The organism is Pseudomonas sp. M30-35 (genome assembly GCF_002163625.1).
Taxonomy (GTDB): Bacteria; Pseudomonadota; Gammaproteobacteria; order Pseudomonadales; family Pseudomonadaceae; genus Aquipseudomonas.
Genome location: NZ_CP020892.1, coordinates 3,355,740 through 3,369,324, shown reverse-complemented (window position 1 = coordinate 3,369,324; position 13,585 = coordinate 3,355,740). Strand labels below are relative to the sequence as shown.

The window sequence follows — 13,585 nt, the reverse complement described above, 5'->3', positions numbered from 1 at the left end:
CGGTTCCGATGACTGATCACACTGAACGCCTGCTGAAAAACCTCGATCAAGCGCTGATTATTGACCGTCACCGCTTGCGCAGACAGTTACACGAACTGCGTAAACAGCCTGATGAAGCCAAGCTGGCGCAGTGGTTGCAGCGTTTTCAGGCATCAGCGGCAAAGGTTGAAGCACGGCGCTTGAGCGTTCCTGCCATGCGTTATGACGATGCCTTGCCGATCGCCGCCAAACGCGACGAAATCAAGGCGGCAATCGCCAAACATCAAGTAGTGGTTATCGCCGGTGAAACCGGGTCGGGTAAAACCACCCAATTGCCGAAAATCTGCCTGGAGCTGGGCCGTGGTACACACGGTTTAATCGGCCACACGCAACCCCGACGGCTGGCCGCACGCAGCGTTGCCATGCGCGTTGCAGAAGAAATAGGCACCCCGTTGGGCGAGTTGGTGGGGTATCAGGTGCGGTTTGAGGATCAGAGCAACGAGCGCAGTCTGATCAAACTGATGACTGACGGTATCTTGCTGGCGGAAACCCAGCACGACCGCTTTCTTGATAAGTACGACACCATCATTGTCGATGAGGCACACGAGCGCAGCCTGAATATCGACTTTTTGCTCGGTTACCTGAAAACCTTGCTGGCTCGGCGTCCCGATCTCAAGCTGATTATCACCTCGGCGACTATCGATCTGGAGCGCTTCTCCAAGCATTTTGATGGTGCGCCAGTGGTTGAAGTTTCCGGGCGAACCTATCCGGTTGAAACCTGGTACCGCCCGCTGGCTGCCGAGCAGGATGAAGAGGGCAACCGCGTCGAAGAAGACCTCTCGGTCGATCAGGCAATCATCGCAACCATCGATGAGCTCAGTGCCTTGGAGCGCAGTGAAGGCAAGCTGCCGGGCGATGTGTTGGTGTTCTTGCCGGGTGAGCGTGAGATTCGCGATGCTGCGGAGGTGCTGCGTAAGGCTCAGCTCAAACATACTGAGATCTTACCGTTGTATGCGCGCTTAACGCCTGCCGAACAGCAGAAGATATTCAAACCAATGCCGGGGCGCAAAATCGTGTTGGCGACCAACGTTGCCGAAACTTCGCTGACGGTGCCCGGCATTCGTTATGTGATCGACAGTGGCACCGCGCGCATCAGCCGTTACAGCTATCGCGCCAAGGTTCAGCGTCTGCCAATTGAAGCTGTTTCACAGGCCAGCGCCAACCAGCGCAAAGGCCGTTGCGGGCGGGTTGAGCCGGGTATTTGTATTCGCCTGTACAGCGAAGAAGACTTCATCGCACGTCCCGAATTTACTGATCCAGAAATTCTGCGTACCAACCTTGCGGCGGTGATTTTGCAGATGTTGCATTTGCGCCTGGGTGAAATCAGCGCATTCCCGTTTATTGAGCCGCCAGATGGCAAGGCCATCAGTGACGGTTTCAACTTGCTGCAAGAGCTATCAGCGGTCAGTCGTGATGGTCAACTGACTGCGCTGGGGCGTCAGTTGGCGCGCCTGCCGGTTGATCCGCGTTTGGCGCGTATGGTGCTTGAAGGCGCGAAGCAGGGCAGTCTTGATGAAGTGCTGATCATCGCCAGTAACTTGTCGGTGCAAGACCCGCGTGAGCGTCCGTCAGATCGTCAACAAGCCGCCGATCAAGCCCATGCGCAATGGAAGGATGTTGATTCCGATTTTGCCGCGGTGATCAATATCTGGCGCGGCTTTGAAGAACAACGCCAAGCCTTGGGCTCAAGTGCTTTGCGCAGTTGGTGTCGCAAGAATTTTCTAAACTACCTGCGCTTACGTGAGTGGCGCGATGCGCACCGCCAATTACTGTTGATATGCCGCGACTTGCAGCTCAAAGGCAAGCCCCAGGAAGGCCCAACAACAGCGGCCAAAAACCCTGGTAAAGCGGGTGCAGCTAAGCCTGAGAGCAAGCAGGCCAAGGATGAGGCGCAGGCCAAATCGGTTGACTACCAGAAACTGCACAAGGCCATTTTGTCGGGCTTGTTAAGTCAGATCGGACAGAAAACCGAGGATGGCGATTACTTAGGCGCCCGTCAGCGGCGCTTCTGGATCCACCCTTCAACAGTGATTGGGCGCAAACGACCGCAGTGGATCATGGCGTCTGAGCTGGTTGAAACCACCAAGCTTTTTGCACGCATGGTCGCCAAGATCGAACCCGACTGGATTGAGCCGCTAGCCGGGCATTTGATCAAGAAAAACCATCTTGAGCCGCATTGGGAAAAGAAGCGTGGGCAAGTGGTTGCTTACGAGCAGATTACTCTTTACGGATTGATTGTGGTCGGCAGGCGACCGGTGCATTACGGGCCAATTGATCCAGTGGTAGCGCGTGAAATGTTCATCCGTGAAGGTCTGGTGCGCGGCGAGATCCATTCCCGTGCGCGCTGCCTAAGCGCTAATCGTGAGTTGCTCGATCGCCTTGATGAGCTTGAGGCTAAGGCGCGACGCCGCGATATTCTGGCTGATGAAGAAACCTTGTTTGAATATTACGCGGCACGTCTGCCTGCTGATATTTACCAAACCGCGAGTTTTGAATCTTGGTACAAACGCGAAGGCGCTAAAGACTCGCAACTGCTGATCATGCGCGAGGAAGATGTGCTTGCCCGTGACGCCAATGAAGTCACCGCTGCGCAGTACCCGGATATCTTGCATCTAAATGAATTGCAGTTGCCGCTCAGTTACCACTTTGAACCCAATCACCCGCGGGACGGTGTCACGGTGCGCGTGCCGGCCCCCTTGTTACCACAGCTTTCTGCAGAGCGCATAGAGTGGCTAGTACCGGGTTTGCTTGAAGCAAAGTGCATGGCGCTGGTGCGCGGTTTGCCTAAAGCGTTGCGTAAGAACTTTGTGCCGGTACCGGACTTCGTCGCGGCGGCACTGAGCAAAATTACTTTCGCCCAAGCCAGCTTGCCGCTGGCGCTTGGGCGTGAGTTGCAACGTATGACCGGGGCACGAGTAGCAGATGAAGCCTGGGCTGAGTCCGCTGCTGCGGTTGAGGATCACCTGCGAATGAACATCGAGGTGGTCGACAGTCACGGCAAGGTGCTCGGTGAAGGCCGTGACCTTGCGGAGTTGACCGTGCGTTTCAATAAAGCCAGTCAGCAAGCCTTAGCGTTGCCGCAGACGGCTAAAATCGAAGCGCCAATCGAGGCTAAAGCCTTTGCCGAGGTTGCCGAGAAAACTCAACATAAGGTTGCGGGTCTGTCGATGACGGTATACCCGGCACTGGTTGAGGAGGCGGGCACAGTTAATGAGGGGCGTTTTGCAACGCAGGCGGAGGCTGAATACCAGCATCGCCGAGCCTTGCAGCGCTTGCTCCTGCAACAGTTGAGTGAGCCTGCCAAGTTCATGCGCAGCAAATTACCGGGGCTTACCGACTTGGGGTTGCTGTATCGAGAAATGGGGCGCATCGATGGTTTGGTCGAGGACATTCTTCTGGCCAGCCTCGATTCCTGCATTCTCGACGGCCAAGACCCTTTGCCGCGCGATGGTGCGGCATTGGCTGCCCTCGCCGAGGCTAAACGCGGCGACTGGTTTAGCCATGCCGAGCGCTTGGCGCGGTTAACCCTGGAAATTCTCAAGCTCTGGCATGGTTTGCAAAAACGCTTCAAAGGCAAAATCGACTTGGCGCAGGCCATTGCTCTGAACGATATCAAGCAGCAGTTAAGTCATTTGGTGTATCCAGGCTTTGTCCGCGAGACGCCCGCGCAGTGGATCAAAGAGTTGCCGCGCTATCTCAAGGCGATCGAGCAGCGGCTGGATAAAATTGGTAGCCAAGTGCAACGAGACCGCGTCTGGAGCGGCGAGTTGGCAGGTTACTGGGAGCAATATCAAGCCAGATACGCCAAGCACGCTAAAGAAGGCAAGCGTGATGCAGAGTTGCAGATGTACCGCTGGATGCTTGAAGAGTACCGAGTCTCGCTATTCGCCCAGCAATTGGGTACCAAGATGCCAGTATCGGATAAGCGCCTCAACAAACAATGGTCGCAAAGTGAGGCCTGATTGAACGCGGGTAAAGCCTTGCAGAAGGTTTTACCCATTAGCGGTGAGGACTTGTTTATGAGCTTTTTGCTGGAAGCTAGCTATAGTTCTTGCATCTGTCACTGATCCAGGCCGCCATCTTCAAATAGGCTTGTTACGCATGATCAGGCCTAGGAAACCTCTGAAAAAGACTGCGCTAGGTATGACTGTGTTGAACGCTATTCAAAAGCTCATTTAAAACAACTAAAGTCGAGCGCGACCCCGGTCGTTTCGCCTTGTGCTTCCTTCGCTCTCTACCTTTTTCAGAGGCTTCTTGGGTTTATTGAGATGAATGATTGCAAAACAGGCGGTTAAATCATCCTGCGTTTGTATTGTTCAGTGCAGCCATGCGTGCCACAGAAGAGTTGGCCTTAAGTGTCGCGGTTACCGACTAGGGAATATTCATGAAGGGCGGCCGGACAGTAAAGCTTCGCGTTTTGATTGTTGTTGCGATCGTTCTGTTGGTAACAACTATCGGCTCGTTTATTGCGCTCGGCGCCTATAACCGGGCATCGGCCTTCATTTACAGCAAGGCACTAGTTTCCGCGCAAAAATCAGCCCTTCAAGCCACAGTCGATTTCGATAACTTGCTCACTCCCGTGCATGCAAGCGTGCGGCATTTGGCGCTTAACCCCCATCTACGTAAAAACAGCTTCGATGAATGGCTAAAAGCGGTGCCAGATATCGTGGATGAATTACGTTCGACAAAGGGGGCTGGGTCGTATTTTATCGGTGACCGTGAAGGCAATCACTTCCTCGTTGCTGATGTTTCCCGGCGTGCTATCGATATCGACTCGGCTGTGCCAGTTGTCGCTCAGTACCTGGTTTATGGTGTGGAACGCTCTGGTCTTGGTGCTGGGCAGTCGAGTTTGTTTTACCTGGACAGCCAACTCAAGAAAATCGGTGAGACGATCAAGCAGGCTTCACCTGCTTATGATCCGCGCAACAGACCTTGGTACCGGGAAGCACTGAATCAAGGTGGGCTGATCAGGACAGAGCCCTACAAGTTCTTTATAACCGGTGAGATCGGCTCAACCATAGCCCTGGCTACAGGGGATCGTGGCTTAGTTGTGGGTGCTGATATCAGTCATCATGCCTTAGATGAGATGCTGGTTCGCTACCGCCTTACGCCGAGCAGTGAGCTGGTCCTACTCAACTCAAATGGGCAAATTTTAGCGGCTGATCGATCAAAGGTATTTGCCGGTACGTTACGCAGGGCACCTGAAGTCAAGGAGCTACAGCATCCTGCATTGGCGGTGTTGGGGACAATGCTTGAAACGCTGAAATCATCTGCAGGTGCTGATTTTGAGTTGCAGAGTCTTGAGGTCGACGGCCACCTTTGGCACACCGAACTGTTGCGTTTACCGGCAACGAGTACCGATTCGATTTTTCTCGGGATTGGTGTGCCGAATGATGAACTCCTTAGCGCTGCGCGGATGATACGTAACGAAATCCTGCAGCAGACCTTGCTTATATTAGTGCTTACAGTGCCGCTGGCCGCGTGGGCGTCTGGTTTTATCGCTGCACCGCTAAGCCTGCTGACGCTCAAGGCCCGTAGCATTCGTAACTTCAATTTTAGTGAGCCGATCGATACCAGCAGCTTTATCAGTGAAGTGCGCGAGCTGAGCAGTGCGCTCAGCCAGAGTAGTACAACAATGGCGCACTTTATGGACATCATCACTCGCTTAAGTGGTGAGCCCGATCTTGAGAAATTTTTACCGACATTGTTGACCCTGACCAGTGAGGCTAGCCACTCTCAAGGTGCGTTGCTGTATATGCAACTGGTGCCGAAAGCCCCCTTGGAACTTGTGGGGGGACGTTGGCAGGATCAACCCATAGATATTTCAGCGGTTGATCCTTCTCAACAATTCTTTGCCGTGGCTGAGTCGATTGCATTGCACCAACCGGTTAAACAAGCTGCCGATGCAAAAAAGTGCTCGAAACTTGGCCTGCCAGCGACTGCTACCTTGAGTGTGCCACTGCTGAGCCGAGATCAGGAAGTGCTTGGCGTATTGGTGTTGTTTAACGATAAGCCGCTGGATGAAAACCATGTGTCCTTCATACAAGTGCTTTCAAAGTTTGCTGCACTGGCACTTGAAACACGCGGACTGATCGGCCAGCAGAAAGCATTATTCGAATCCCTGATACATCTGGTCGCCAGCGCCATCGACGCCAAGAGTCCTTATACCGGTGGCCATTGTGAGCGCGTTCCTGAGGCCGCGAAATTGCTGGCTCAAGCCGCATGTGATGAAACCCAGGGTGTCTACGCAGACTTCAGCATGACTGATGATGACTGGTATGCACTGCATATAGGTTCCTGGCTTCACGACTGCGGTAAGGTCACTACGCCGGAGTATGTGGTTGATAAAGCCACCAAGCTGGAAACCATCTACGACCGCATTCATGAGATTCGCTTACGTTTTGAGGTGCTTAAACGCGATGCCCAGATCGATTATCTGACGGCACTGAATGAGGGGGTTGAGCAGGGCGTCGCACTGGCCGAGCGCGATGCCAAATGGCGCCTGCTTGATGATGAGTTCAGCTTTGTCGCGCGTTGCAATACGGGTGAGGAGTACATGGACGATGATCGGTTGCAGCGTCTGCAAGGGATTGCTCAAAGACGCTGGTTGCGCACACTCGATGATCGCCTGGGTATTTCGGGAGAAGAGCGTCAGCGTAAGGAAGAGCAGCCCGTTGTGGCGCTTCCTGTGTGGGAGAACTTGATTGCCGACCGGCCAGAGCAGCAGGTTTCGCGTCCGCCCGATGAAACCTTTGATAAGGGCAACGAGTATGGTTTTAACATGGCCATTCCAGAGTTCTTATATGATCGCGGCGAGCTGAAAAATCTATCGATCAAACGCGGCACGTTGACTGTCGAAGAGCGCTATAAAATTAATGAGCACGTGATTCAAACCATCAAGATGCTTAACGCGTTACCCTTCCCAAATGCATTGAGTCAGGTGCCGGAAATCGCTGGCGGCCACCACGAACGCATCGATGGCAATGGTTATCCTTGTGGTCTGACTGGTGAGCAGTTGAGCCCGCAGGCACGGATGATGGCGATTGCTGATGTGTTTGAAGCGCTCACCGCTCGCGACCGCCCATACAAGCCGAGCAAGACACTCTCACAAGCACTGCACATTATGCGGGGGATGTGTGAAGGCGGGCATTTGGACTGCGAACTGTTTAGTATCTTTGTTCGCTCAGGAGCATGCCTGCAGTATGCCCAGCGGTTTTTGCATGGCGATCAGCTTGATACCCAGGACTTATTGAGGTTTTTACCTGCTAGCGATGACCAGGCCAGCAGTTGATTGCTGCACGTGGCGTAGCCTACTGTGCAAATGCGCTGACATACTTTAGTTTGCTTGAATGCCTTTGCTGACTTGAGCACTCACCCGCTAGCGCCAATACTGAGCCGATGTTTTTAGGGAGCCTCTGAAAAAGGTAGCGAGCGACGGGAGTACAAGGCGAAAAGATGCGAAAAAGCGACCGAGGTCGCGCTCGACTTTAGTTGTCCTAAATGAGCATTTTGAGCAGCTTTTTAACGCATTAATACCTAGCGCAGTAGTTTTTCAGAGGTTTCTTAGACTTCAACAACAAGACTAATCAGCCGCCCATGGAGGGCTCCAATGCGATTGATGTATGCCGTGCTACCGATGCTTGTGTTGACGGGTTGTTCATCGTACAAAACCCATCCAGATCAAATTACCCAAATCCCTGAAGACCGCATGTTTGAATATCAGCGGGCCGAGCAGGACTCAGGCAACATTGTTATTAATCGAGACATGGGCTTCATTGGCGGCGGTTGTTATGTCGCATTCAAGCTTGATCGCAAGCTCGCTGCACGAATTGGCATTGGTGAAACTGCCACCTTCGCGGTCGCGCCGGGTCGGCATATCGTCGGTATAGCAATTGATGAAGAAGGTGAAAGCCTGTGCAACAACGGCCGGCTTAACCGTGAAGTCGCGGTGACAGTGAGCAAAGACCAGAATCAATACTTCCGTATCGTCAGTGAATCCAGCAGTGGCTTTGATATTCGCGCGGAACAACCATAAAACATTTGCAGGCTCGCCTCTGGAACTCAAACAGGGGCGAGTGGGTCGTAGCGACTCATGATTTACTTTTTGTTCCAGAACCTGAGTGTTGGTTTTCAGAGAGGTGCAAGAAGGGGCATCTGTATTTTAAAGGTCAAAGGGTCGCAGGTGTCTGGCTTCTTCAGGAAATTTTCTTTATTGTCGCGACCCGCGCAAAAGACCTGAGTAATTATTATGTTAGAAAGCAATTTGAAGCAGTTAGAGCAACTCGTTGGTGATCTTTTGCAAGCCAACAAAAGCCTGCATGAACGTAACACCGCACTGACTGATGAGCTGCAAGCACTCAAGGATGAAAACGAGACGTTGCAGATGAGTGCCCTTGAGCAAGAAGAGTTACACGGCGAAACCGCAGCTCGTATTCAAGCACTGGTTGAGTTGGCCAAAGCCGGTCAACCGTCCGAGGTAGCCTTGAATCAATGAACCGCACATCCACAGAGAACGTCTCGGTTATCAGTGTTCTGGGACGTGACTACAGCATTAAAGCACCCGAAGGAAAAGAAGAGGCGCTGAGTGCTTCTGCGTTGATGCTTAAAAAGCTCTTGGCTGAAACCAAACAGACATCGCCAACGCTGGTTGGTGAGAAACTATTGGTGCTGACCATGCTGAAACTGTGTGCCCAGCAGCTTGAGATGCAACAGCAGCACAAAGAGCAGATTGAGCAATTGGAAGCGCAAATCAGTGAGCGGGTTGCCGGACTCAATAATCTGATCCGTGAGGCCTGATCTGCAGCGTAATTGATCTGGCTTAGTCTCCCCAAAGCGCTGAGCTAGACATTGTTGCCGATGCCCATTGGGTAAATGCTCGCACACGTGCGGAGAGATGCCGAGAGTAGGGGTAGACAATACTCATCGGCATGCTCAAGGGCGTCCACTCCGGCAAGACTTGCAGCAATTCTCCTGTTTCAAGCAGTGCCTGCGCCTCGGCGGTTGGCACGCAGACAATTCCCAGGCCTGCCTGTGCAGCTGCAATATAAGCTCCGCCGCTGTTGAAGCGCATAGTCGGCGTTTGCTCAATCACATACTGGTCGTCACCGCGTTGTAGCGCTGGTTTCATTTGGCGATTACTGGCCGGAAATACAAAGGCTAGAAAATGATGATTGAGTAAGTCGCTCGGTGTGTTTAGCGGCGGAGCATGTTCCATGTATGCGGGGGATGCGCACAACACAAATCGCATCTGGCCAATGGGCCGGCAAACAAGATCAGGCTCATTCACCTCGCCACCGCGAATGGCGCAATCAATACCTTCTTCGACCAAATTCATTACACGTTCACTGCAGCCAATATCCAACTGAATATTGGGGTGCTGGCTGACGAAGCTTGGCAGCGCCGGAATCAGCAGGCACCGTCCAACGGGTGAAGGCATATCGACGCGTACGACGCCTCTGGCGATATTGCGGGTTTGCGCGATAGTCGCTTCAAGTTCATCCACGTCATCCAGCAATATGCGCGCACGTTGGTAATACGCAGTGCCATCGGTTGTCGCCGAAACGCGCCGAGTAGTGCGGTGCAGCAGCTTGACCCCTAGCTGATTTTCCAGTGCAAGGATTTGTCCGGAGAGCGTGGTTTTGGCAACGGCCAGCGATTCTGCTGCGCGGGTAAAACTACCGAGCTCGACAATCCTGCAGAAGGCGCGCATTGCTTCTAATCGATCAAATGCCATTGTCCGGGTTCTCGCCTAATGTTTCCGGTTTTAGCTAATTTATCTATGTTTTTCTAGGTAATAAAGTGTGTTCACGCTTGGAACGTTGTCCAGGCACGACTGGAGATTTAGACATGAGCACACAGCAGCGGGTTAAATACAATGAAGTCGCACCGCACACTTTCAAGGCAATGTTGGGCTTAGAAAAGGCGCTTGGCGAGTCTCAACTAGAGGCGCCATTGCATGATCTGATAAAAATCAGAGCTTCGCAGATCAACCGCTGCGCGTACTGCATTGATATGCACAGCGCAGATGCCTTGAAAGCCGGTGAGACTGCCCGACGCATTTTTGCCTTAAATGCCTGGCGTGAAACACCGTTCTTCAGTGCTCGTGAGCAGGCGGCACTGCTCTGGACTGAAACTCTGACACGGGTTGCCGAGCAAAATGCTTCAGATGATATTTACGCTCAGGTAGCCGAGCAATTCACCGAGCGTGAGTTGGCCGACCTGACGTTTGCTATTGTTACCATCAATGCCTGGAACCGCTTGGGTGTTGGTTTTGGCAAGCAGCCGGAGTAACCGTGATGAGTACTTTGAATAATATTTTTTTAGCAAGCTTATTGGCCATGCTGAGTACCACTGCTTTGGCACATTCTCCTGCGGGCGAGGAAAAGCTGACCTCGCTCGTCGACGCAACATTGCCCGCTCAAGTCTGGGTTAATGCCAAGGCCCTGCACGTTCAGTTTGCCCCTGGTGCGAGTGCGGCTCCGCACACGCATCCGGGGCCGGTGTTTGTGGTGGTGGTCGCTGGCAAAGTCGAGTCGTCGCTAGACGGTGGCAAGGTTGAAAGTTACAGCGTTGGAGATGCTTGGTATGAGGCTCCTGGGCAGGAGCATCGAGTTGCACGCAACGCCAGTCAAACAGAGCCAGCGGCTGTAGTCGCATGGTTATTGTCAGATGGTAAAACCCCGCTCGTTAAGCCGCTGGGGGTACCGGCGGCCCGCTAGCGTTATTCGCAGCAAACACTGGCCATCAGGCGTTAACGTTGGCTGGAGCTTGCTCGATTTTCCATGCCCAGAAAAATACCAATAAACCAGTCAGTGCAGTAGCAGCGCCGATGTAACCGGTTGATGTCCAGCCGAAGCCTGCACTGATGGCCAAACCTCCAAGCCACGGGCCAAGCGCGTTGGCGATGTTGAAGGCCGCATGATTTGACGCTGCGGCAAGTGTCTGCGCGCCATGCGCTACGTCCATTAAATGGGTTTGCAACGCAGGCGACAGTGAAACCATGGTGCCAACGGCAAATATCGCTGGGAACACCGTCCAGATTGAGTGCGCTGCCAGTGGAAAAATCATCAGTATTACCGCGCTCCAGAGCAGCAGCCAGGCGACTGCCTTGAATTTCAACTTATCGAACAGCCAGCCACCCGCAATGTTGCCGAGGATTCCGCCAAGGCCAAACGCGACGAGTGCGAAAGGAATCCAGCTGGCACTGAGTTGAGTCACTTCGATCAACGTCGGCGCCATATAGCTGAACACGCAAAACATCCCCGCGAAGCCAACCGAGCTGATCGCGAGTGCAAGCCACACTTGCGGACGGTTAAACGCACGCATTTCAGACAATGGGTTGCTGCGCGGCTGCTGTTTATCGAGCGGCATGAATATCGCGACCATGATTACGGTCAATAATGCGATCAAGCCGACTAAAGCAAATGCGTAGCGCCAGCTCAGCAATTGCCCTAGCCAGGTGGCAATCGGGTTGCCGACCAATATAGCGATGGTCAAGCCCATCAGTACTCGACTGACAGCTTTCGCACGTTTGTGCGGCGGCGCCATTGAGGCCGCGACCAACATGGCGACACCAAAATAAGCGCCGTGCGGCATGCCTGCAAAGAAGCGGTAGATCATCAACGTGTGATAGTCAGGGGCGAGGGCGCTGGCAAAATTGCCAACCGCGAACACGCCCATCAATAGCAGCAGCAAATGTTTACGCAGCAAGCGTGAGCCCAGAATAGCCAGGATCGGAGCGCCAACCACAACGCCGAGTGCGTAGGTACTGATGACGTTACCCACCTGGGGCTCAGTGATGGATAGATCCTGAGCGACATTGGGCATCAAACCCATAATCGAGAATTCCCCGGTACCAATTGCAAAGCCGCCGAGGGCTAACGCCAGTTCAATTAATATGATGGCACGTGTGGTCAGCGGGGTAGAGGCTTGCGGGTTTGAGTCGGGCACAACGGAGTTCCACAGACGGCTTAACTTGGGGGCAGCATTATCGACTGATTTAACGCCGAGCGTAAGTCGTAAGCCTCTCTAGATCAGTACTTTTGCAGTCAGCGGTACTGGGCAATTATTCCCTCGACGTCACCGTTGGTCACCATTGTTTTGATTGCCGAGAGTATTTCCTGCGTTGGAATGTCAGGACCTTTGCGCACCATGCAACTGATTTCGGATTGCTGAATCATCTGCAGCTTCTGAAGTTGTTGCTCGGAGTGTTTGGTTTTCTTGTACCAGTTGAAACTCATTTCGTTGGTAACGGCGTAGTCATAGCGCTGCGCCTTAAGCTTATTGATGACCTGCTCCTGGGTGCGGGCGTCGTCGCGTATCAGCTGGCCGGAGGCAAAGCGATGGGTCAAACTTGTATAGACATAGCCATTAACCGTGCCCACTAAAGCGCCAATGGGCGGCGCTTTAACAGTGGTTTGACTGGCGCGTGCAATAAGAAAGTCACGCTGTACCATAATCGGCACGCTCCAGGCATATTGGGCGTCGTAGGCCTTCATCCAGCCTTTACTGGCGTAGCAGTGCACATCTATTTTGCCGCGGCGCAGTAGTCTATAAATCCTCGGGCGGGGCAATGTAACGAGTAGTGCTTTGCGGTTAACCTGCTTAGCCAGTCTGGTTTCAAGTTCATACAGAACCCCCTCGTTCGCCACGCCATTGTCCAATCCAACCAGCGGCATACTCAAGCTGTCAGATATTGAAAATGACAGTGGCAGTTGTTCGGCCTGTGCCCAGTTGGGAAGTATCAACAAGCTGTATACGACACCCACCATGGCCGCAAAACCATTGAGCAAGCGTTGTTTACTACTGCATGTGCAACACGCAACCAGTGAGGGCGTTACTGGCGTCATCTTGTCAGTGGTAAGGCGCTGCCGATGGTTATAAACAGGACCGCGCAACTTCGATTAAACCCTTTGCCACTGCGCTGTAACCACGGGCGGATGCGTTGTGCCATGCGTGCGAGGAGATATTCGACAACACCTTCAACGACTACAAACGTCAGTGCCATGACTGCAAATTGCAGCCAGATACTGCCGCTCGGGTCGAGAAACTGTGGAAGGAATGCGCCAAAGAACAAAATCACTTTTGGGTTGGAGAGTGCCGCGAACAAGCCCTGGCTGAACATCGATGAAGCAGGTTTCGACTGTGCGTCGTTTAGATCGCTCAAGTTGGGCGGTGGTGCACGCCATAGCTGGATACCCAGCCAGATCAAATAAGCACCGCCCAGCCATTTCAGCACTGTCAGGGCATTGGCCGATGTTTTTAGCAAGCTGTCGATACCGAACATCGACAGCGCCATCAGCAGGGTAAAGCCGATCACTCCACCCATGACAGTCCACAATGCACGCCGATGCCCATAAAGAGCGCCATGGGTCATGGCCAGTAAGCCGTTTGGCCCAGGCGTCAGTGATAGGCCGGTGATGGCAATCAGATACAGCAACCAAGTGTGGAGTGCCATCAGTGCTTTCCATTTTTGTCTTTGAGTTTGCTAAGTCTAGACGGGGCGTGAGCTTATTTGCCCTGCCCAGATTTAGTTTTGGTCTGCGCT

The 13,585-nt window shown here is 53.2% G+C and carries 11 protein-coding genes; 7 read left to right on the top strand and 4 right to left on the bottom strand.

Features of this window, described 5'->3' with window-relative positions; genetic code table 11:
• Positions 1-8: 8 nt before the first annotated feature.
• The 5 genes from hrpA to B9K09_RS15535 all read left to right on the top strand — a co-directional run bounded on the left by hrpA (position 9) and on the right by B9K09_RS15535 (position 8,835).
• Entirely contained in the window at positions 9-4,001 is a 3,993-nt protein-coding gene (hrpA, locus tag B9K09_RS15555) for an ATP-dependent RNA helicase HrpA (RefSeq protein WP_087517670.1), read from the top strand.
• 422 nt (positions 4,002-4,423) lie between these two features.
• Entirely contained in the window at positions 4,424-7,330 is a 2,907-nt protein-coding gene (locus B9K09_RS15550; protein WP_087517669.1) for an HD domain-containing phosphohydrolase, read from the top strand.
• Between the two features lie 318 nt (positions 7,331-7,648).
• The gene (locus B9K09_RS15545; RefSeq protein WP_087517668.1) at positions 7,649-8,074 is read left to right on the top strand and encodes a 3-isopropylmalate dehydratase; all 426 of its coding nucleotides are present in this window, start codon (positions 7,649-7,651) and stop codon (positions 8,072-8,074) included.
• Positions 8,075-8,287: 213 nt separating this feature from the next.
• Complete coding sequence (locus tag B9K09_RS15540) at positions 8,288-8,533, top strand: hypothetical protein (protein ID WP_087517667.1); 246 nt, start codon at positions 8,288-8,290, stop codon at positions 8,531-8,533.
• Positions 8,530-8,835, top strand: a complete 306-nt coding sequence (locus tag B9K09_RS15535; protein WP_087517666.1) for a cell division protein ZapA — start codon at positions 8,530-8,532, stop codon at positions 8,833-8,835. Before B9K09_RS15540 ends, B9K09_RS15535 begins: the two co-directional genes overlap by 4 nt.
• Positions 8,836-8,857: 22 nt before the next feature.
• Here the strand turns inward: B9K09_RS15535 and B9K09_RS15530 are convergent, their stop codons facing one another.
• On the bottom strand, positions 8,858-9,748 hold the full coding sequence (locus B9K09_RS15530) for a LysR family transcriptional regulator (RefSeq protein ID WP_256574050.1): 891 nt from the start codon (positions 9,746-9,748) through the stop codon (positions 8,858-8,860).
• A 137-nt stretch (positions 9,749-9,885) separates the two neighbouring features.
• Between B9K09_RS15530 and B9K09_RS15525 the strand changes: the two genes are divergently transcribed.
• Together B9K09_RS15525 and B9K09_RS15520 are read left to right on the top strand one after the other, a co-directional pair.
• On the top strand, positions 9,886-10,329 hold the full coding sequence (locus B9K09_RS15525) for a carboxymuconolactone decarboxylase family protein (RefSeq protein ID WP_087517664.1): 444 nt from the start codon (positions 9,886-9,888) through the stop codon (positions 10,327-10,329).
• A gap of 5 nt (positions 10,330-10,334) precedes the next feature.
• Positions 10,335-10,757, top strand: a complete 423-nt coding sequence (locus tag B9K09_RS15520; protein WP_087517663.1) for a cupin domain-containing protein — start codon at positions 10,335-10,337, stop codon at positions 10,755-10,757.
• A 25-nt stretch (positions 10,758-10,782) separates the two neighbouring features.
• Here the strand turns inward: B9K09_RS15520 and B9K09_RS15515 are convergent, their stop codons facing one another.
• From B9K09_RS15515 to B9K09_RS15505, 3 genes are all read right to left on the bottom strand, one after another.
• Positions 10,783-11,988 (bottom strand): MFS transporter, encoded by a 1,206-nt coding sequence (locus tag B9K09_RS15515; protein ID WP_087517662.1) that lies wholly within the window; start codon positions 11,986-11,988, stop codon positions 10,783-10,785.
• 98 nt (positions 11,989-12,086) lie between these two features.
• On the bottom strand, positions 12,087-12,809 hold the full coding sequence (locus B9K09_RS15510; RefSeq protein WP_177408672.1) for an ABC transporter substrate-binding protein: 723 nt from the start codon (positions 12,807-12,809) through the stop codon (positions 12,087-12,089).
• A gap of 74 nt (positions 12,810-12,883) precedes the next feature.
• Complete coding sequence (locus tag B9K09_RS15505; protein WP_087517660.1) at positions 12,884-13,495, bottom strand: LysE family translocator; 612 nt, start codon at positions 13,493-13,495, stop codon at positions 12,884-12,886.
• Between the last annotated feature and the right edge of the window lie 90 nt (positions 13,496-13,585).

Coding starts and splice junctions, on each gene's coding strand:
- hrpA (WP_087517670.1), top strand. CDS start 9: ATGACTGATCACACTGAACGCCTGCTGAAAAACCTCGATCAAGCGCTG.
- B9K09_RS15550 (WP_087517669.1), top strand. CDS start 4,424: ATGAAGGGCGGCCGGACAGTAAAGCTTCGCGTTTTGATTGTTGTTGCG.
- B9K09_RS15545 (WP_087517668.1), top strand. CDS start 7,649: ATGCGATTGATGTATGCCGTGCTACCGATGCTTGTGTTGACGGGTTGT.
- B9K09_RS15540 (WP_087517667.1), top strand. CDS start 8,288: ATGTTAGAAAGCAATTTGAAGCAGTTAGAGCAACTCGTTGGTGATCTT.
- B9K09_RS15535 (WP_087517666.1), top strand. CDS start 8,530: ATGAACCGCACATCCACAGAGAACGTCTCGGTTATCAGTGTTCTGGGA.
- B9K09_RS15530 (WP_256574050.1), bottom strand. CDS start 9,748: ATGCGCGCCTTCTGCAGGATTGTCGAGCTCGGTAGTTTTACCCGCGCA.
- B9K09_RS15525 (WP_087517664.1), top strand. CDS start 9,886: ATGAGCACACAGCAGCGGGTTAAATACAATGAAGTCGCACCGCACACT.
- B9K09_RS15520 (WP_087517663.1), top strand. CDS start 10,335: ATGAGTACTTTGAATAATATTTTTTTAGCAAGCTTATTGGCCATGCTG.
- B9K09_RS15510 (WP_177408672.1), bottom strand. CDS start 12,809: ATGGTGGGTGTCGTATACAGCTTGTTGATACTTCCCAACTGGGCACAG.
- B9K09_RS15505 (WP_087517660.1), bottom strand. CDS start 13,495: ATGGCACTCCACACTTGGTTGCTGTATCTGATTGCCATCACCGGCCTA.